This window comes from Viridibacillus arenosi (assembly GCF_001955655.1).
Classification (GTDB): Bacteria; Bacillota; Bacilli; order Bacillales_A; family Planococcaceae; genus Viridibacillus; species Viridibacillus arenosi.
On sequence record NZ_MSPW01000002.1, the window covers coordinates 304,016 to 323,738 of the forward strand.

At 36.8% G+C, this 19,723-nt stretch carries 14 protein-coding genes, 1 other RNA gene and 1 other annotated feature; of the genes, 13 read left to right on the forward strand and 2 right to left on the reverse strand.

Annotated features, from left to right (window positions below; all coding sequences use genetic code 11):
- Positions 1 to 14 precede the first annotated feature (14 nt).
- The 4 genes from queA (at position 15) to BK137_RS05350 (ending at position 3,405) form a co-directional block, all read left to right on the forward strand.
- Positions 15 to 1,067 (forward strand): tRNA preQ1(34) S-adenosylmethionine ribosyltransferase-isomerase QueA, encoded by a 1,053-nt coding sequence (queA, locus tag BK137_RS05335; protein WP_038187368.1) that lies wholly within the window; start codon positions 15 to 17, stop codon positions 1,065 to 1,067.
- Between the two features lie 3 nt (positions 1,068 to 1,070).
- Complete coding sequence (tgt, locus tag BK137_RS05340) at positions 1,071 to 2,213, forward strand: tRNA guanosine(34) transglycosylase Tgt (protein ID WP_038187365.1); 1,143 nt, start codon at positions 1,071 to 1,073, stop codon at positions 2,211 to 2,213.
- Between the two features lie 44 nt (positions 2,214 to 2,257).
- Positions 2,258 to 2,527: a preprotein translocase subunit YajC gene (yajC, locus tag BK137_RS05345; RefSeq protein WP_038187362.1), complete on the forward strand. Its 270-nt coding sequence runs from the start codon at positions 2,258 to 2,260 to the stop codon at positions 2,525 to 2,527.
- A 236-nt stretch (positions 2,528 to 2,763) separates the two neighbouring features.
- Positions 2,764 to 3,405 carry a DUF421 domain-containing protein gene (locus BK137_RS05350; protein ID WP_038187359.1) on the forward strand — a complete coding sequence of 214 codons (642 nt, stop codon included), beginning with the start codon at positions 2,764 to 2,766 and terminating at the stop codon, positions 3,403 to 3,405.
- Here BK137_RS05350 and BK137_RS05355 read toward each other — a convergent pair.
- The gene (locus BK137_RS05355) at positions 3,400 to 4,917 is read right to left on the reverse strand and encodes a putative polysaccharide biosynthesis protein (RefSeq protein WP_038187356.1); all 1,518 of its coding nucleotides are present in this window, start codon (positions 4,915 to 4,917) and stop codon (positions 3,400 to 3,402) included. The genes BK137_RS05350 and BK137_RS05355 overlap by 6 nt on opposite strands.
- 94 nt (positions 4,918 to 5,011) lie before the next feature.
- Between BK137_RS05355 and BK137_RS05360 the strand changes: the two genes are divergently transcribed.
- The 6 genes from BK137_RS05360 (at position 5,012) to dtd (ending at position 13,803) form a co-directional block, all read left to right on the forward strand.
- Positions 5,012 to 5,329, forward strand: coding sequence for a post-transcriptional regulator (locus tag BK137_RS05360; protein ID WP_038187354.1), 318 nt, complete (start codon positions 5,012 to 5,014; stop codon positions 5,327 to 5,329).
- 290 nt (positions 5,330 to 5,619) lie between these two features.
- The gene (gene secDF, locus BK137_RS05365) at positions 5,620 to 7,890 is read left to right on the forward strand and encodes a protein translocase subunit SecDF (protein WP_038187351.1); all 2,271 of its coding nucleotides are present in this window, start codon (positions 5,620 to 5,622) and stop codon (positions 7,888 to 7,890) included.
- 238 nt (positions 7,891 to 8,128) lie between these two features.
- On the forward strand, positions 8,129 to 10,474 hold the full coding sequence (gene recJ, locus BK137_RS05370) for a single-stranded-DNA-specific exonuclease RecJ (RefSeq protein ID WP_038187346.1): 2,346 nt from the start codon (positions 8,129 to 8,131) through the stop codon (positions 10,472 to 10,474).
- A complete protein-coding gene (locus tag BK137_RS05375) occupies positions 10,474 to 10,986 on the forward strand; it encodes an adenine phosphoribosyltransferase (protein WP_038187343.1) in 513 nt (170 codons plus the stop codon). Before recJ ends, BK137_RS05375 begins: the two co-directional genes overlap by 1 nt.
- Before the next feature lie 164 nt (positions 10,987 to 11,150).
- Positions 11,151 to 13,346 carry a RelA/SpoT family protein gene (locus tag BK137_RS05380; protein WP_038187341.1) on the forward strand — a complete coding sequence of 732 codons (2,196 nt, stop codon included), beginning with the start codon at positions 11,151 to 11,153 and terminating at the stop codon, positions 13,344 to 13,346.
- Positions 13,347 to 13,362: 16 nt separating this feature from the next.
- The gene (gene dtd, locus BK137_RS05385) at positions 13,363 to 13,803 is read left to right on the forward strand and encodes a D-aminoacyl-tRNA deacylase (protein ID WP_038187338.1); all 441 of its coding nucleotides are present in this window, start codon (positions 13,363 to 13,365) and stop codon (positions 13,801 to 13,803) included.
- Positions 13,804 to 14,032: 229 nt separating this feature from the next.
- Here the strand turns inward: dtd and BK137_RS05390 are convergent, their stop codons facing one another.
- On the reverse strand, positions 14,033 to 15,742 hold the full coding sequence (locus BK137_RS05390; RefSeq protein WP_038187336.1) for an N-acetylmuramoyl-L-alanine amidase family protein: 1,710 nt from the start codon (positions 15,740 to 15,742) through the stop codon (positions 14,033 to 14,035).
- Positions 15,743 to 15,860: 118 nt separating this feature from the next.
- Positions 15,861 to 16,096 (forward strand) — a binding site (T-box leader).
- 107 nt (positions 16,097 to 16,203) lie between these two features.
- Between BK137_RS05390 and hisS the strand changes: the two genes are divergently transcribed.
- The 3 genes from hisS to ssrS all read left to right on the forward strand — a co-directional run bounded on the left by hisS (position 16,204) and on the right by ssrS (position 19,498).
- The gene (hisS, locus tag BK137_RS05395; RefSeq protein ID WP_038187334.1) at positions 16,204 to 17,478 is read left to right on the forward strand and encodes a histidine--tRNA ligase; all 1,275 of its coding nucleotides are present in this window, start codon (positions 16,204 to 16,206) and stop codon (positions 17,476 to 17,478) included.
- A gap of 15 nt (positions 17,479 to 17,493) precedes the next feature.
- Positions 17,494 to 19,272: an aspartate--tRNA ligase gene (aspS, locus tag BK137_RS05400; RefSeq protein ID WP_038187331.1), complete on the forward strand. Its 1,779-nt coding sequence runs from the start codon at positions 17,494 to 17,496 to the stop codon at positions 19,270 to 19,272.
- A 44-nt stretch (positions 19,273 to 19,316) separates the two neighbouring features.
- Positions 19,317 to 19,498, forward strand: a non-coding RNA gene (gene ssrS / locus BK137_RS05405) — 6S RNA.
- Positions 19,499 to 19,723 lie beyond the last annotated feature (225 nt).

Consider the following 19,723-nt stretch of genomic DNA (forward strand, 5'->3'; position numbering starts at 1 on the left):
AAAGGAAGTTAACAATGAAATTAGAAGACTTTGATTTTGAATTACCAGAAGAGTTAATCGCACAAACACCACTAGAAGACCGCACCTCAAGCCGTTTAATGGTAGTAGATCGTGATTCAGGTGAAGTGACACATCATACTTTCCGTGATATTATCGAAGAACTACACGAAGGTGATTGCCTTGTCTTAAATGATACACGTGTATTACCTGCACGTTTAATGGGTGTGAAAGAAGAAACAGGCGCGCATGTTGAAATATTACTATTAAAACAAACGTCAAATGAAGATGAATGGGAAACGCTAGTGAAACCTGCAAAACGTGTGAAAGTAGGAACTGAAATTACTTTCGGTGAGGGCCTGCTAAAAGCGACGTGTACAGGTGAGTTAGATCATGGTGGAAGACTATTTAAATTCAACTACGAAGGAATCTTCTATGAAATCTTAGACCAACTTGGAGAAATGCCTCTACCACCATATATTCGTGAAAAATTAGATGATCAAGATCGTTATCAAACGGTTTTTGCGAAAGAACGTGGTTCAGCAGCGGCTCCTACAGCAGGTTTACACTTCACAACAGACTTATTAGATGAAATTCGTGCAAAAGGTGTTAAAGTTGCTTTCTTAACATTGCATGTTGGATTAGGAACATTCCGTCCTGTTAATGTTGAGACGATAGAAACACATGCAATGCACTCTGAATTTTATAATCTAACAGAAGAAACAGCAACTATTATCAATGATACTAAAAGAAATGGTGGTCGTGTAATTGCAGTAGGTACAACATCTACTCGTACACTTGAAACAATAGCAGAACGCCATGATGGTAACATTGTAGCTGATAGTGGTTGGACTTCGATTTTCATCTACCCAGGTTTTGAATACAAATCAATTGATGGTTTAATCACAAACTTCCATTTACCAAAATCAACGCTAGTTATGTTAGTGAGTGCATTAACAACCCGTGAAATAATATTAAATGCTTACAATATCGCAGTACAAGAACGCTATCGCTTTTTTAGCTTTGGCGATGCGATGTTTATCCGTCCAAAAGCAAAGAAAGGAAATTAATCAATGTCTCAAGCAATCAGATATGAGCTAATTAAAACAGATAAGCAAACAGGCGCACGCCTTGGTATTGTGCATACTCCGCACGGTTCATTCGAGACACCAGCATTTATGCCGGTAGGTACTCAAGCTTCTGTTAAAACAATGTCTCCAGAAGAAGTAAAAGATATGGGAGCAGGAATTATTTTAAGCAATACGTACCATCTATGGCTTCGTCCAGGTCACGAAATTGTTCGTGAAGCAGGAGGTCTCCATAAATTTATGAACTGGGATCGTCCAATTTTGACAGATTCGGGTGGCTTCCAAGTATTTAGCTTAAGCCATATTCGTAAAATTGAAGAAGAAGGCGTTCATTTCCGTAATCACTTAAATGGTGATAAACTATTCTTAAGCCCTGAAAAAGCGATGGAAATTCAAAATGCACTGGGCGCAGATATTATGATGGCATTTGATGAATGTCCTCCGTTCCCAGCTACTTTTGAATATATGAAAGCTAGCGTGGAACGTACTTCTCGCTGGGCAGAGCGTTGTTTAGAAGCTCATGCCCGTCCACAAGACCAAGGTCTATTTGGTATCGTCCAGGGTGGAGAATTTGAAGAGCTACGTAAGCAATCTGCAAAGGATCTTGTATCTATGGATTTCCCGGGCTACGCTATCGGTGGTCTATCAGTAGGGGAACCAAAAGATATCATGAACCGTATGCTTGAATATACAACACCGTTATTACCGGCAGAAAAACCTCGTTATTTAATGGGAGTAGGTTCTCCTGACTCATTAATCGATGGTGCAATTCGCGGAATTGACATGTTTGACTGCGTATTACCAACACGTATTGCTCGTAATGGTACATGCATGACAAGCGAAGGTCGATTAGTGATCAAAAATGCGAAATTCGCAAGAGACTTTGGTCCACTTGATCCGAACTGTGATTGCTACACTTGTCGCAATTATTCACGTGCGTATATTCGTCACTTGTTGAAAGCGGAAGAAACATTTGGAATCCGATTAACTTCTTATCATAATTTATATTTCTTGCAAGATTTAATGAGAAACGTAAGACAAGCGATCCGTGAAGATCGACTTGGTGATTTCCGAGAAGAGTTTTTTGAAGCATATGGTTTCAACAAACCAAATGCAAAAAATTTCTGATTCTTGTATACTATTGAAAGAAATAGAAAGGGGGATTTTATTCAATGGAATTTTTAACAGGTATTGGCCCGATTATTCTTATGTTTGGTGTGATGTATTTACTATTAATCCGTCCAGCACAAAAACAACGTAAGAAAACATCTCAAATGCAAAATAGTTTATCACGTGGCAATCAAATCGTGACAATCGGTGGATTGCACGGTGAAGTTGACGCAGTTGACGATACAACAGTTGTCATCAAAGTTGCTGATGGCACAAAACTTCGTTTCGAGCGCGCGGCGGTAGGTCGCATCGTTGAAGATGCAACTAACTAATAAATGCGTTCAAAAGGACTATTCCACACTTATGTTGTGGAGTAGTCTTTTTTTATGCACAATATTTAAATAAGTATGTAACTGAAATTTGTAATAAGAGATTTTAAAGATAGTGTAGAACAATTAACTTTTTTAAATTAATTAGACGATAGTTTAAAAAGTAATATTTTAGATACTAATGTTTTTCGTATAAATCGTTCAATCTTACACATTCTATAATAAAAAAGGAGTCGTGTATGAACGATTTATTGATTATCGGATTTCGTACCGTCTTTTTATATTTTGTTATTTTGATTATTTTTCGCCTCATGGGAAAACGGGAGGTTGGCGAGCTAAGCATGATTGATCTCGTCATATTCGTACTCATCGCTGAAGTTGCAGCATTTGCTATTGATGACCCGCAACGTAAGTTATTTGAATCTGTTCTGCCGATGATTATGCTGCTCGTTATCCAAGTTGTTTTGTCATTTATAACTTTAAAAAATAAAAAGATTCGTGATTTAATTGATGGTGGCCCGGTTACGATTATTCGAGATGGCGTTATTATGGAAAAGGAAATGAGGAGGTTGCGATATAATCTAAATGATTTATTCCAACAGTTAAGAGAACAGCAGGTAGGATCTGTTCAGCAAGTTGCTTACGCATTTTTAGAGCCATCTGGTAATCTTTCTGTTTTCGTAAAAAATGAGGACACCCCTGTTCTACCATATATTGTTGATGGGGAAGTACAAAATCGCAATCTCCAGTTAACACAAAGAACGGAAGAATGGTTAAGGGAAAAACTATTAGAGCAAGGTATTACTGACATTACGGAAATATTTTATTGCTGTTTTGAGGAGAATGAATTGCACATACAAAAAAAGGAAGCGGCATCATAGCCGTTTCCTAATTGTTCTTGTTAAATACATAAAGTCACGCCATCTAATTTGATTGAAAAGCATTAAAAGTACAGAAAGTATACCTAAGGTTATAGCACTATTCCAGATAACAGAAAGACCTGCAGTAGGCATTAGAATGGTACGAAATACTACTACGAAAATGAATATGCCATATGGGACGACAAATAATCGGAAGCCGGTATGCAAATATTTCTTCTGACGAATAGTTGCGATATGTAAAAAGGATGTGACGAGAACGCCGAAACCAATCGCAATGACCGCACCTTTTTCCTGTAAACCTGATTGAGAAGCAAGGACGAACATAATAAACAATTTACCAATACCGCCATACACAGCATTCATCATAGCTGCATTCGCCTCATCTACTGCTTGTAAAATTGAATTTAGTGGACTTTGAATATAATAAAAGAAAAAGACAGGCGATAATAATTTCACATAGCCACGATTTTCTTGTAGGTGAAAAAGTTTCATCGCAAGTTCATCACCGTGAATGAAAAAATATGTAGCCGCAAAACAGCCTACAAGCGTCGATAATCGAAGTGAAATTTGGACACGATCTTTTAATAACCGGTGATTGCCACGAGCAACAGCATCACTTACAGCAGGAATGAGCACAACTGATAGAGCAAATGGTACAAAAGCTGGGAATAATAATAATGGAACAAGTACACCAGAAATGACCCCATATAATTTTGTTGCAACGACGGTTGTCATTCCGGCTAAGGTTAGCGCCTTTAAAAAGATAATGGGCTCTAAAAACCATGTAAATGTACCAAAAATTTTACTACCAGTTGAAGGAAGAGCTACTTTTAATATTGGATTTGGTGGATAATACTCTTTTGATGGCTGTAGAACATCAGAACGCTTTACTTTTCGATAATGCCAATACAGATAGAGGAAAGCGACGGCTTCAGCAATTGCTGTAATGACCATAGCAAACCCTGCAGTTAGTGCTGGCTCTTCTACATTTACACCATAAGGTAATAAAAAAGTAATAAGAATAATACGGATAACCTGTTCCATTGTTTGAGACCAAGCCGTTTCAGCAATGCGTGCTAGTCCTTGAAAGAAAGATTTGAGCAGTGCGGATGCTGCGGCAACTGGAACCGTTGCCAAGCCAACATATAAAATAAGCATGGTCTGTCCGTCATGAAGTAAATTGTTGGACAAATACGGAATGAAAAGCATTATCAAAGGAAATAAGATAATACCTGCAAGAAAGGTCAATAAAGTAGCTGTTCTCATTACAGCACTTAATTGTTCTTTCTTTTTTTTCGCGTGCAGTTCAGCGATGATTTTCGCTACAGCAATTGGAATGCCGAGTTGGACTAGGGATAGGAAGAAAATAAAAGCCGGATATGCAGCCATATATGTGCCCACTGCCTCTTCGCCCGCAACCCTCATAAATTGCATTCGATACAAGAAACCCAAGAGCTTAGATAAGAACACAGCACCCATTAATAAAAAAGTGCCATGAAAAAAAGAAGTCAATACTATCCCTTCCTTCTCAATTCAAGAAAATTCGTATACAATTATCCTATGCAAGAACAGAAGCGGATAAAACTACCATAAAGGAAGTGAAATGATGGCAATCGAGTACGAGGCTTTATTTCAAAAGTTTTTACCAGCTTTAATTAGTAAAAGAAATGAATTTATCATGCAAGGTTTTAAAACGGTAACAGTGGAGGATATATGGGATGTATGTGTAAAAAAGAAATGGCGCAAGCGCAATATTCAGACATTGCGTCCTTATGAAATGGTTGAGGATTTATTTTCTTTAAGTACTGCACAATATATGACCTATACTCAAATCGAAGAATCAAAGACATCTAATTGGTTCTCAGAATTAAATCAAGACGAATTACAACTGCTATTACATGGGAATGGTAGTGAAGAACCTTAAATAAAAGTAAGAAAAGTTTTAAATAAATAATAAAAGGGTCAATTTGACAGTGGAGTCTACCTGTTTCATAATAGACCTGTTAAGTTTTAAAATTTGATGTTGTACGAATGAAACAAATTTTTTTACTAAAAAGCATTTTACGATACTTTTTATATCAGTTTTCATAAGGTATGAGCATTTAGTCTCGAAGTTTTTACAAGCTTTATGAATAAATTCGTGTCATAATATAGATTATTAAGTAAAATGTTTTATAAGTCATACCGCTGTATTTGTTTGAGGAGGAAGTTTGAATGAAATTAAGAAGCCGTATCGTTGCTTTTTTACTACTAGTAGTTGTTTTAGGTGCAACGATGAGTACGACTGTTCAAGGAGTCTTGAACAATATTAAACTAGGCCTTGATTTACAAGGTGGTTTTGAAGTTCTTTATCAAGTTGAGCCGTTAAGTGGTGGTCCGGAAATTACAGAAAATGATGTAAAGGATACAGCACAAGCACTATCACGACGTGTAAACGCACTGGGTGTTAGTGAACCGAGCATTCAAATTGAAGGTAAGGACCGCATTCGTGTTCAGTTAGCAGGTGTGGACGATCAAGAATCTGCTCGTGAATTACTTTCAACTGAGGCTAATTTAACATTCCGTGATGTTAACGATAACATCTTGTTAGACGGAAATGATTTGAAACAAGGCGGTGCATCTGGTTCCTTTGACGATAAGAATCGTCCTATTGTTACTTTGAAATTAAAAGATCCAGCAAAATTTGCTGAAGTAACAGGGAAAATTGCAGCTATGGGAGAACCAAATAACTTATTAGTCATTTGGTTAGACTTTGAAGAAGGTAAAGACTCCTACGCAGAAGAAGTTAAAAAGGCAAAACCTAAATTTGTTTCTGCCCCAGGAGTATCGCAAGTCATCAATTCATCAGACGTTCAAATTTCAGGCGCATTTACTGTTCAGGAAACAAAAGATTTATCTGGTATTTTAAATGCTGGTGCATTACCTGTTAAATTAGTTGAGAAATATTCAACTTCAGTAGGAGCACAATTCGGTGACCAAGCGCTGAAAAGTACGGTTTTTGCAAGTCTAGTTGGTATTGGGTTAATCTTTATCTTTATGCTTGTATATTATCGTCTACCAGGATTGGTAGCGAATTTAACATTAGTTGTTTTCACATTTTTAGTACTTGTTATCTTTGACTGGATTAATGCAGTTCTTACGCTACCAGGTATCGCAGCAATTGTACTGGGGGTAGGTATGGCCGTAGATGCCAATATCTTAATGTACGAGCGTATTCGTGAGGAATTACGAGTTGGTAAGTCCATTAAGGCAGCGTTTAACTCAGGTTCGAAATCTTCATTCTCAGCTATTTTCGATGCCAATATTACAACGCTTCTTGCGGCAGCTGTATTATTTATCTTCGGGACAAGCTCTGTTAAAGGTTTCGCAACAACATTAATGATTAGTATTTTAGTCAGCTTTATCACAGCTGTTTGGGGAACTCGTATTTTACTAGGCTTACTAGTAAACAGCGGATACTTCGATGGGAAAACAGGTTGGTTTGGCGTAAGTAAAAAGAAAGTACACAAAATTGAAGAAGGCGTAGATACATTAGATTTAACAACACGCTTTGATAAATTAGATTTTGTTCATAATCGTAAAAAATATTACGCAGCTTCGTTAATCTTTATTATTGTAGGGTTTACCATTTTAGGAATCTTCAAGCTGAACTTAGGAATTGATTTCTCAAGTGGTACTCGTGTGGAAGTTAAAGCTGAGCAACAGTTAACGAAAGAAGAAGTTTCTGATTTCATCAAAAAAGCTGGATTTGAATCAGAGGATATTGTAATTTCTGGTGAAAACAAAGACATTGGTGTTATTCGATATAAAGAAGACTTCTCAAAAGAAGAAATTAAAACAGTTAAAGCTGAATTTAAAAAAGAATTTGGTCACGAACCAAGTATTAGCACAGTATCTCCAACAGTTGGACAAGAGTTAGTAAAAAGTGCAATCAAAGCATTATCAATTGCAGCTCTTGGAATCATCATATATGTTGCCTTCCGTTTCGAATGGCGTATGGGTGTAGGTGCGATTGTATCATTACTGCATGACGTATTCTTTATGGTCGCGTTATTTAGTTTCTTCCGTCTCGAAGTAGATATTACATTTATTGCGGCTGTATTAACGATTGTTGGTTATTCAATAAACGATACAATTGTAACGTTTGACCGTATTCGTGAAAACTTACATCGTGTTGGTAAAATTAAAGATTCTGAAGACCTTGCCAACATTGTTAATAAATCGCTTCGTCAAACTTTAGGACGATCTGTAAATACAGTATTAACAGTAATTATTGTAGTAGTTGCATTATTGTTCTTAGGTGCACCTTCAATCCAAAACTTCTCGATTGCATTACTAATCGGGTTAATTACAGGTATGTATTCGTCAATCTTTATCGCAGCTCAAGTTTGGTTCTCGTTGAAAAAACGCCAAATGAAAAAGCAAGGTAACTTAGACGTTGGTAAAAAGAAAAAACAATGGGGCACTGACGAACCAGTCGTATAATTGAATACGAAAATGTTCAGCTCACTTAAACTACTCTGCACTTTAAAAGTGTAGAGTAGTTTTTTTGGATTTATAGCTATAGTTAAAGCTTGTTTTATCAATATCGAAAGTAAATGATTTAATATGTTTGGACATGTAGGCTTAATTATTTCATCGACTAACCTAACAGCTTCTTTGTCTAAAGGTTTTTTTCGTAAGTTAAATTAGGTATAATGAAACGCGTGAGGAAGTGACGTAAATGGTAATGACAACAAAAAGATGGCGAATCGAAAGACCAGATGAAATGCTTGTAAAAACATTTCAAAATGAACTAGGTATACCTGCAATTTCAGCCAAAATATTAGTGGCACGTGGTTTTGATACAGTCGAATCTGCACGTGCTTTTTTAAATATTGACCATCAATCTTTAAACGATCCATTCCTAATGCATGGGATGCAACTAGCGGTCGATCGAATTCATAAAGCAATCAATAACGATGAGAAAATACTTGTTTACGGCGATTACGACGCTGATGGCATAACGAGTACAGCTGTTATGATGACCGTTTTGAGAGACTTAGGTGCAAAAGTAGAGCACAAAATTCCTAATCGATTTACTGATGGGTATGGACCTAGTGAACGATTATTCCGCGAAGCTCATGAGCAAGGTTTTAAGTTAATTATCACAGTTGATAATGGTATTTCAGGTAATCATGAAGTACAAGTGGCAAAAGAGCTTGGTATGGATGTCATTGTGACAGATCACCATGAAATTGGAGAGGAATTGCCCTCAGCCGATGTCATCATTCACCCGAGACATCCAGAAGGGGAGTATCCTTTTGGCGAGCTTGCAGGTGTTGGTGTAGCATTTAAAGTGGCACATGCTTTGTACGGTGAATTTCCAAAACATCTGCTGGAATTTGTAGCCATTGGAACAATAGCCGATTTAGTGCCTTTATTAGATGAAAACCGTTATTTAGTAAAGCAAGGTATTCAAGCCTTGCAGAAATCACCAAGACCTTCGATAAAGGCATTATGTACAGTAGCGGGAACAAAGCAAAATGACATTACAGAAGAGACTATTGGTTTTGGGTTTGGACCAAGATTAAATGCATTAGGACGCCTTGGTGATGCCAATCCTGGTGTGGATTTCTTACTTGAAGAAGACGAGGCAAGTGCAGCGACAATGGCGAGCCTTTTAAATGATAAAAACAAAGAGCGCCAAGGAATTGTTTCAGATATTACTGAGCAAGCAGTTGCTATGGTTGAAAATATAGATGAAATCCGTAATTCACAAGTACTTGTTATAGCCGAAGAAGGCTGGAATCCAGGAGTAGTTGGAATTGTAGCTTCAAGACTTGTAGAAAAATATTATAAGCCGACAATAATATTGTGCATTGATATTGAAAAAGGGATAGCAAAAGGCTCAGCACGTAGTATAGAAGGCTTTAATATGTATCAAGAGCTTGCAAAAAACCGTGACATCTTACCAGCATTCGGTGGGCATCCAATGGCAGCCGGTATGACATTAGCAATGGAAGATGTAGATGAATTGCGAGAACGATTAGATATACAAGCTAGAGAGTGCTTGACAGAAGAAGACCTAATTCCAATTCTTCAAGTAGATATTCCTCTGAAAATAGATGAGATAGATACCGATTCAATTGCAGAAGTAAGAGATTTAGCCCCGTTTGGAATGAGTTTTCCAAAACCCATTTATAGTATTGAAAATGAACACATTCAATCGATGCGAAAAATAGGTGCCAATGAAGATCATTTGAAGATGGAAATTGGCCAACCCGATGCTACCATCGATGCAGTTGGATTCCATAAAGGATACCTTGCTGATGAGCTAACATATGGTATAAATGTTTCTTTTGCTGGTGATTTACAAATTAATGAATGGAATGGAAGAAAGAAGCCGCAGTTTATGATTTCAGATGTACGTACGGATGAATGGCAGCTATTCGACTTAAGAGGAATACGACAAGTTGCTAGATGGTTGCAAACGATACCTGTAGAGGAATCTACATTTATAGCGTTTAAGCCTGATACAATGCAGTACTATGAATCTTTAATTCCGAAAAAAATAATGCCATACAATGAAGAACTTTCACTAGAACAGGTTAGCCCGTATGTCGTCTTATTAGATATGCCGCAAGATGTTCAAATGTTAGAGGACCTTTTAACGAAAGTGAAACCGACTCGAATATATGCTCATTTTTATATTCCAGATTCGCATTATTTTGATGGTATGCCAACGCGTGAACAATTTGGTTGGTACTATACGTTTTTAAATAAACGACGTGAATTCCATCTGAGACAGCATTTGAATGATTTAGCAAAGCATAAAGGATGGAGTCGTGATATGTTAATTTTCATGACCCAGGTGTTTTTTGAACTTGGATTTGTTACAATAGAAAACGGACTTGCAAAAATTGTAGAAGGTGCTCCTAAAAAACAATTATCAAGTGCAAATGTTTATAAAACACGCGCACAACAAATGGATTTGGAACAGACTTTGTTGTATGCACCATATAAAGATTTAAGACAGTGGTTTGATGCGAGATTATCCGCTCAAACAGTTTCTGAGGAGGAACAGTAATGGATTTAAAACAATATGTAACTATCGTTGAAAACTGGCCGAAAGAGGGCATTTCTTTCAAAGATATTACGACAATTATGGATAATGGAAAAGCATATAAATATGCAACAGATCAAATCGTGGAGTATGCAAAAAAAGTAGGCGCTGAATTAATCGTTGGTCCCGAAGCACGTGGGTTCATTACTGGATGCCCTGTTGCTTATGCTTTAGAAATCGGTTTTGCACCTGTTCGCAAACCAGGTAAATTACCTCGTGAAGTAATTAGTGCTGATTACGGTTTGGAATATGGTAAAGACACATTAACAATGCACAAAGATGCTGTTAAACCTGGTCAAAAAGTATTGATCGTGGATGATTTACTTGCAACTGGTGGAACTGTAGAAGCAGCTATCCAACTTATTGAAGAATTAGGCGGAGAAGTAGTAGGTTGTGCATTCTTAATCGAATTAGAAGAGCTTAACGGCCGTGATAAGATTAAAGGGCATGATATATTTACATTAATGCAATACTAATAAATTGACCTCTTTGTTTTTAACAAAGAGGTTTTTTATCATATAAATGGAGTTATTATGATTGCCAACCGCTTTTGACGCAAATAGCCTTTACAACAAGGCTGTTTTTTTTATACAATAAAAGTTAAATCTAATCGGAAAAATTATGGAATAGGGTGGCTAACATGGCGAAGGATCAAGTGATGACAGTAGAAGACGTTTTTGCAACTCTTTCTTCTTATATGAATACCGAACATGTTGCTTTTGTACAAAAAGCATATGAGGTTGCGAGAGAAGCGCATAAAGAACAGTTTCGAAGCTCGGGGGAGCCTTATATTTTACATCCCATTCAAGTAGCAGGTATTTTAGCTGAACTTCAAATGGATCCAGAAACAGTATCAGCAGGCTTTCTACATGACGTTGTAGAAGATACGCCCGTAACACGTGAAGATCTTGTAGAAGCGTTCAGTGAAGATGTTGCTATGCTTGTGGATGGTGTTACAAAGCTAGGTAAGATTAAATATAAATCGAAAGCAGAACAGCAAGCTGAAAATCATCGCAAAATGTTTGTCGCAATGGCGCAAGATATCCGTGTAATTTTAATTAAATTAGCGGATCGCTTACATAATATGCGTACATTAAAGCATTTACCTGTTGAAAAGCAGCGACGTATTGCAAAAGAAACGCTTGAAATTTTCGCTCCATTAGCTCATCGCTTAGGGATATCAGCTATTAAATGGGAGTTAGAAGATACTGCACTTCGTTATTTAAACCCACAGCAATATTACCGTATCGTTAACTTGATGAAGAAAAAGCGTGTAGAACGTGAAGCTTATTTATCATCTGTTATGGGGGAAATCCATACACAGCTAGATGATATTGAAATTAAGGCTGATCTATCAGGACGACCAAAACATATATATAGCATTTACCGTAAAATGGTTATGCAAAATAAGCAATTTAGTGAAATTTATGATTTGCTTGCTGTCCGTGTGATCGTCGATAGTATAAAAGACTGTTATGCTGTTTTAGGTATAGTGCATACTCTTTGGAAGCCGATGCCTGGTCGGTTTAAAGACTATATCGCAATGCCAAAACAAAACTTATATCAATCGTTGCATACGACAGTAATTGGACCTTACGGTGACCCATTAGAGGTGCAAATTCGTACGATGGACATGCATAATATTGCAGAATACGGGGTTGCTGCACACTGGGCTTATAAAGAAGGTAAGAATATCGATATGAGTAATTCGAATATCGATAGCAAACTAACATGGTTCCGAGAAATTTTAGAGTTCCAAAACGAATCTTCTGATGCAGAAGAATTTATGGAATCATTAAAATTTGATTTATTTTCTGATATGGTCTATGTTTTTTCTCCAAAAGGTGACGTCATGGAATTACCTGCAGGATCTGTACCGATTGACTTTGCGTATCGCGTACACTCTGAAATAGGTAATAAAACTATCGGATCAAAAGTAAATGGAAAAATGGTGCCGCTCGATACACCTTTAAAAACTGGCGATATTATTGAAATCATGACATCAAAGCAATCATTTGGTCCAAGCCGTGATTGGCTGAAAATTGCACAATCTTCACAAGCTAAGCATAAAATCAAACAGTTCTTTAAAAAGCAATTGCGTGAAGATAATGTTGTAAAAGGTCGCGAATTAATTGAAAAGGAAATTAAAGAGCAAAACTTTGATCCTAAGGAAGTCTTAACTACTGAAAACTTTAAACGCGTTTGTGAAAAGATGAATTTTGCCAGCGAAGACGATTTAGTTGCAGCAGTAGGCTTTAATGGTATGACGGCACAACAAGTTGTAAATCGTCTTGCGGAAAAAATTCGTAAACAGCGCGATCATGAAGAAGCGTTAGTTAAAATTAACAAGGAAATGAATTCACCTGAAAAGAGAAAATCTACGGAGTCAGGCGTCGTTGTAAAAGGGTTAGAGAATCTACTAATTCGTCTTTCACGTTGCTGTAGCCCAGTGCCAGGTGATGATATTGTTGGTTTTATCACAAAAGGTCGAGGTGTTTCTGTTCACCGTGCAGATTGTCCAAATGTGCAATCGAACGAAGAACAAGAGCGCTTAATCGATGTTGAATGGGACTCTGCTTTTGCTGATGAGAAGAAAGAGTATTCTGTTGATATCGAAGTATCAGGCTATGATCGTCCAGGCTTATTGAATGAAGTGATGCAAGTTGTGAATGAAGCTAAAACGAATATAAGCGCTGTGAGTGGTAGAGCTGATAGAGATAAACTAGCAACTATTAACTTAACAATTCGTATTCGTGATATTGCTCATTTATATAAAGTTGTAGATCGTATTAAACAAATTCCTGATATTTATTCTGTACAACGTGTGACAAACTAAGATAGGAGTTTTCATTTTGAAGGTAATACTGCAACGTAGTAAAAAAGCAACTGTCACTGTAGATGGACAAGTTACAGGTGCCATTGAGCAAGGATATGTATTGTTAGTTGGACTTACACATGGTGATACAAAAGCCGATGCTGACTATATCGCAAATAAAATTGCGAAAATGCGTCTATGGGAAGATACTGATGGCAAAATGAATCATTCAATTTTAGATCACGGTGGAGCTATTTTATCTGTATCGCAATTTACTTTGTATGCCGATATACGCAAAGGAAATCGTCCTAGCTTTATTGAAGCTGCACGACCTGAGGAAGCAGAGCCTTTGTGGGAGTATTTCAATGAAACACTTCGTAACTTAGGTTTACATGTTGAAACAGGGGTTTTTGGTGCTATGATGGATGTCCAATTAACAAACGATGGACCAGTTACGATAATCATTGAATCAAAATAATAATGGTCATAATATAAGAAATTATTCACTTAGAATATGGGGATGAAAGAATACACATCACATATTTTACTATTGTGAAAGTAATAAAACCTCGGATTCTCTCATACAATTTTGTATGGAAGCATCCGAGGTTTTTTTCAATTGAATGGATTAGTTAGATTTTGATTCAAAAAACAGCCTTACTCTAGTTTTCTTGCAAAAAACTAATAAGGCTGTTAATGGTTAATAGTTATTGCATTTGGAAGTAATTGTGGATACCTTGTGCAATGCTCCTGCTGACATTATTTTGGTGAGTAGCATTGATAAGTTTACTACGATCCTCAACATTTGAAATAAAGCCGACTTCTAAAAGAATAGAAGGAACAGTCGCCATTCTATTTACATAAAAGACATTCGTTTTAACGCCCCTATTGGTACTACCCATTGTAGGTTGATAAGCGTTATGAACAGCACTTGCTAATTGTCTGCTTCTTGTTGGATATGGATTACCTGAAGCAGCGTAATATGTTTCAGTTCCTTTTGCAGTAGAAGTTGCAGAGTTCATATGGATACTAACAAAAATATCTGCTTTTTTCGTTTTCGCAACATTTACTCGACATTGTAAATCTACTGTTTTATTAGTAGATGAAGAGCAAGCGGAATATTGACCACGTGTTGTATATACGGTATAGCCCATACTCTCAAGATGGCTCTTTGTCTTTAAAGTAAAAGCGTATGTGAGTGCGGCTTCATTGTAGCCTCCGCCACCTGAACCAGGGTCTGAACCGCCGTGCCCAGCATCTAATACAATCGTTTTATTTGATTCAGCAGGAGGATTAGTAGCTGGATTTGTTAATGTTATATAACTATTAGACGTATTATTTGAAACCCAACCTGTTTTTCCAGTAGCATACATTACTTCAACCCATTCATTTGATGGATAAGTTGCATATTGCAGCACCGTATAGTAATCTCCAGCAGAGGCTTCAGACAATATATTTCCTTTTGTATTTGGTTTTGAACGGATATTCAAGTAACCAGATTGTATAACGATATATTCTGTTTTTGAAGGTTTAGTATAAACGACATTATCTTCAGGCGTATCAGTTGGTTCCTCAGGTGTTGGATTTTCGGGCTCTGAAGGGTCCGGTGTCGGTTCAATTTCTGTATCTTCATCTTCTTCATCTGGTTTGTTTGGGTTTGATGTTTGTGAAGTATGTTTTTTTGAACTAATTTTCCCATATACTGACTTGGCAGAAACCCAACCTTTTTTAGTAGTCGTATATTGAATTTGTACCCATGTACCAGATTCCTTTAAAATTTTAAATTCATTACCTTTTTTTACTGTGCCAATAATAGCAGTGCTAGTTGATGAAGAGGCTTTTTCTCGTACATTTAAACTAGCAATTGTAATGTAGTAATATTTCCCAACATTACTAGCTGTATTGGAAGAAGTAGTTGATTTAAACGTTACATAACTTTTAGAAACCCAGCCTGTATATTTGGTTGTTTTAATCTTCACCCAACCACTTTTTTCATCTAAAACTGTGCCTTTTGTGCCTTTTGCTAATTTCCCAAGACTTTTATAGCTAACTGCAGCACCGGAGCGAATATTAAGATTACTAACATTTGTCGTTACTGTTTTCGAAGTAGCAGCAGTATTAACGTTTGTAGTTACTTTAGATAAGTATTGTGAAGAAACCCAACCTGTCTTCCCGCTGTATTTTACTTTAATCCAAGAGCCTTTAGATGAGATTTTTGTTAATTTTGTGCTCTTTGGAATTAACGTAATTTTTTTTGTACTTGTACTAGGACCTTCACGTAAAGTAAGTTGACTAGCCGTTACTTTATATGATATTGAAGAAGATGCCTCCGTATGTATAGGTTGGTAAAAATATGAGCATATAAGCGTGGTGCAAAGCAAAAAAATACTAAACATTTTAACTAATTTTGTTTTCATGCTAATCCTCCTTTTTATCTATTGTAAAAGGAAATGACATGAAAAATCTATAGTTTTTCAAAATAGTTGACATATTTGTTTGTAGTGGGTAAGATATTTAGTAATCTGAATTTATTTATGATCACCTATGACCGAGCAAGTAACTATATTTTTAAGGCTGATAAGAGAGGAAAAGACGAGGCTGAAATCTTTTCTACAGTACAGTATAGTGAATAACACTCGAGAGGTTTTTCTTCGAAAGGCATTGGCTTATTAGGAGAAAACGGAATCGGCCGTTATCCGAATGAGAGGATTTAGTTATACTAGATCAACTAGGGTGGAACCGCGGAAGCTTATACAGCTCTCGTCCCTTGCATTTATTGCAAGGGGCGAGAGCTTTTTTAGTTTCATCATAGAAAATCGTGAGATAAAGGACAGCGTTTGTCCACAGTTAATCTGAATTTTTGAAAGGAGTAAATGTGATGAATTATAAAGTACCTAGAGGCACTCAAGATATATTACCTGGACAGTCTGAAAAATGGCAAAAGGTTGAGGAAATCATTCGTCAGCTTTGCCAAGTATATAGATATCAAGAAATTCGCACTCCAATTTTCGAGCAGACGGAATTATTCCAACGTAGTGTTGGTGATACGACTGATATCGTGCAAAAAGAAATGTACACATTCAAAGATAGAGGAGATCGTTCTTTAACACTTCGTCCAGAAGGTACAGCGGCTGTTGTACGTTCTTACGTTGAACACAAAATGTTCGGTCAACCTGATCAACCAGTAAAATTATCTTACATTGGTCCTATGTTCCGCTATGAACGCCAACAAGCTGGGCGTTACCGCCAATTCGTCCAATTCGGAGTAGAAGCAATTGGTAGTAAAGATCCTGCGATTGATGCAGAAGTAATTGCACTTGCAATGGATGTGTATGAAACAGCTGGATTGAAAAACTTAAAATTAGTGATTAACTCTTTAGGTGATGCAGATGTTCGTGCAGCTCACCGTGATGCATTAATAAAACATTTCGAACCACATATCGATGATTTCTGTTCAGATTGTCAAAATCGTCTAGAAAAAAATCCATTACGTATTTTAGATTGTAAAGTAGATCGCGAAAATCCTTTAATGGCTACTGCGCCAGCACTAACAGATTACTTAAATGAGGAATCTGCAGCATATTTTGAAGCAGTTAAAAAATACTTAGATGTGTTAGGCATTACCTATGTAGTAGATCCAAACTTAGTACGTGGCTTGGATTATTATAACCACACGACTTTTGAAATTATGAGTACAGCAACGGACCTAGGCGCAATTACTACTTTATGTGGTGGTGGTCGCTATAACGGTTTAGTTGAACAAATCGGTGGTCCAGAATCACCTGGTATTGGCTTTGCAATGAGTATCGAACGTCTATTACTTGCGCTTGAAGCAGAAGGACGTTCACTTGATACAGACAATGCGCTTGATATGTATATTGTTGCAATGGACGATCAAGCGAAGTTGAAAGCAGTAGAATTAGCAAGTTCATTTAGAGCAAAAGGTATTTCAACTGAGCTTGATTATGCGAGTCGTAAAGTAAAAGCGCAGATGAAATCAGCAGATCGTTTAGGTGCTAAGTGGGTCATCGTACTGGGTGAGTCAGAATTAGAGGAACAGGCTGCTAATGTGAAAAACATGGAATTGGGTAGCCAAGAAAAAGTACCATTCCATGACTTAGTGAACTATTTAACAAAACATAAGGTACAATAATTGGAGGAAATAATCATGGCAAAAAGAACGCATGAATGTGGTATTTTACGTGGCGCTCATGAAGGCGAACGCGTTGTATTAAAAGGATGGGTACAACGTCGTCGCGATTTCGGCGGACTAATTTTCGTTGACCTACGTGATCGTACAGGACTTGTACAAATCGTTTTCAACCCAGAAAATTCTCAAGAAGCACTAGATATTGCGGATTCTCTTCGTAGCGAATTCGTTGTAGAAGTAGAAGGTGCTGTAGCATTACGTGATCCGGAAATGATCAATCCAAACATGGAAACTGGTATGGTTGAAGTTTTAATTGATCAAATAACAATCATTAACAAAGCTAAAACACCACCGTTTGCAATTGAGGATCGCACTGAAGTAAACGAAGATCTTCGTTTAAAATACCGCTACTTAGACTTACGTCGTCCAGTAATGTTCGATACATTCAAACTTCGCTCTGACGTGACAAAAGTAATTCGTAATTTTTTACAAGATGAAGGCTTCCTAGAAGTTGAAACACCAATCTTAACAAAGTCAACTCCAGAAGGCGCACGTGACTATTTAGTTCCTTCACGTGTACATGAAGGTGAATTTTACGCTTTACCACAATCACCACAATTATTTAAACAATTATTAATGGTTGGTGGATTTGAGCGCTACTTCCAAATCGCACGCTGCTTCCGTGATGAAGATTTACGTGCTGATCGTCAACCTGAATTCACTCAAATTGATATGGAAATGAGTTTCATGTCACAAGATGAAATCATCGAATTAAACGAAAAATTAATTCAAAAAGTTATGAAAGAAGTTAAAGGAATTGATATTCCAGCTCCATTCCAACGTATGACTTATAAAGATGCAATGTCTCGTTACGGTTCTGATAAGCCTGATGTTCGCTTTGACTTAGAACTTATTGAATTAAGCGATGTTGTTGCAGGTTGTAACTTTAAAGTATTTGCAAGTACTGTTGAAAATGGAGGCCAAGTAAAAGGTCTTAATATCAAAGGTGCAAACGACAAATACTCTCGTAAAGATCTTGATGAACTAACAAAATTTGTTGGTCGTTACGGTGCGAAAGGTCTTGCGTGGATTAAAGTAACTGAAGAAGGATTAACTGGTCCAATCGGTAAGTTCTTTGATGATGAATTTGGTGAAAAACTTGTTGAACGTATGCAAGCTGAACCAGGTGATACATTAGTATTCGTAGCTGATAAAAAATCAGTTGTTGCTGATTCACTAGGTGCTTTACGTAAAAAACTTGGAAAAGACCTTGGATTAATTGATGAATCTCGTTTTGCATTCCTATGGATTACAGAGTGGCCATTACTTGAATACAGCGAAGATGATGACCGTTACTATGCAGCGCATCACCCATTCACTCGTCCATTTGATGAAGATCTTGAAAAAATGGTTACTGAACCGGGTGCAGTTAAAGCACAAGCGTATGACATCGTATTAAATGGCTACGAACTTGGTGGCGGATCATTACGTATTCACGAAAAAGATTTACAAGAAAAAATGTTCAAAACACTTGGTTTCACTGATGAAGAAGCAAAAGAACAATTTGGTTTCTTAATGAATGCGTTTGAGTATGGAACTCCTCCACACGGTGGTTTAGCATTCGGTCTCGACCGTTTCATTATGTTACTGGCTGGTCGTGACAACTTACGTGATACAATTGCATTCCCTAAAACTGCAAGTGCAAGTTGTGTTTTAACAAATGCGCCAAGTACAGTATCATTAGCGCAATTGGATGAGTTAAATATCCGCACAAAAACATTGGCTGACGAGAAGTAAATCTTTTGAATTGTCAGAATTAATATGGTAATATGTAATTAAAGCGAATCCTGATGTGTTCGTTATAAGCTTATCAGTTTTGACCGAACATTTTATCGTTGGGAGTTCACATTTTGAAATGGCGAACATGCCTGTCATGGGACGTTTAAAATTTCGAAGAGAACACCCACCTGCTTATTGCGGGTTCAAAACGATTAGATTTTTAGACGGCACAATCGGGATTCGTTAACTATTAAATCACCCCCTCTCAAAGAAAATTGAGAGGGGTTTTATTTTACTTTCAAACATTAATTTTCGATTTAAATACTATAAAATTGATTTTATTGTAAAATTTATATAATTATATTAATTCGTTTGAATTATTTTTTCGACTAAGGATATTAAAGTGTGAAATCGATCATTTTTTCATTACTATTGGTATAATATTGGAAAAATAAACATTTTTTTATTT

Excerpts from the sequence above, each read along its gene's own strand:
- BK137_RS05390 (WP_038187336.1), bottom strand. The coding sequence starts at position 15,742 with ATGAAAACAAAATTAGTTAAAATGTTTAGTATTTTTTTGCTTTGCACC.
- BK137_RS05375 (WP_038187343.1), top strand. The coding sequence starts at position 10,474 with ATGGATTTAAAACAATATGTAACTATCGTTGAAAACTGGCCGAAAGAG.
- hisS (WP_038187334.1), top strand. The coding sequence starts at position 16,204 with ATGAATTATAAAGTACCTAGAGGCACTCAAGATATATTACCTGGACAG.
- aspS (WP_038187331.1), top strand. The coding sequence starts at position 17,494 with ATGGCAAAAAGAACGCATGAATGTGGTATTTTACGTGGCGCTCATGAA.
- queA (WP_038187368.1), top strand. The coding sequence starts at position 15 with ATGAAATTAGAAGACTTTGATTTTGAATTACCAGAAGAGTTAATCGCA.
- BK137_RS05350 (WP_038187359.1), top strand. The coding sequence starts at position 2,764 with ATGAACGATTTATTGATTATCGGATTTCGTACCGTCTTTTTATATTTT.
- BK137_RS05360 (WP_038187354.1), top strand. The coding sequence starts at position 5,012 with ATGGCAATCGAGTACGAGGCTTTATTTCAAAAGTTTTTACCAGCTTTA.
- BK137_RS05380 (WP_038187341.1), top strand. The coding sequence starts at position 11,151 with ATGGCGAAGGATCAAGTGATGACAGTAGAAGACGTTTTTGCAACTCTT.
- yajC (WP_038187362.1), top strand. The coding sequence starts at position 2,258 with ATGGAATTTTTAACAGGTATTGGCCCGATTATTCTTATGTTTGGTGTG.
- tgt (WP_038187365.1), top strand. The coding sequence starts at position 1,071 with ATGTCTCAAGCAATCAGATATGAGCTAATTAAAACAGATAAGCAAACA.
- recJ (WP_038187346.1), top strand. The coding sequence starts at position 8,129 with ATGGTAATGACAACAAAAAGATGGCGAATCGAAAGACCAGATGAAATG.
- secDF (WP_038187351.1), top strand. The coding sequence starts at position 5,620 with ATGAAATTAAGAAGCCGTATCGTTGCTTTTTTACTACTAGTAGTTGTT.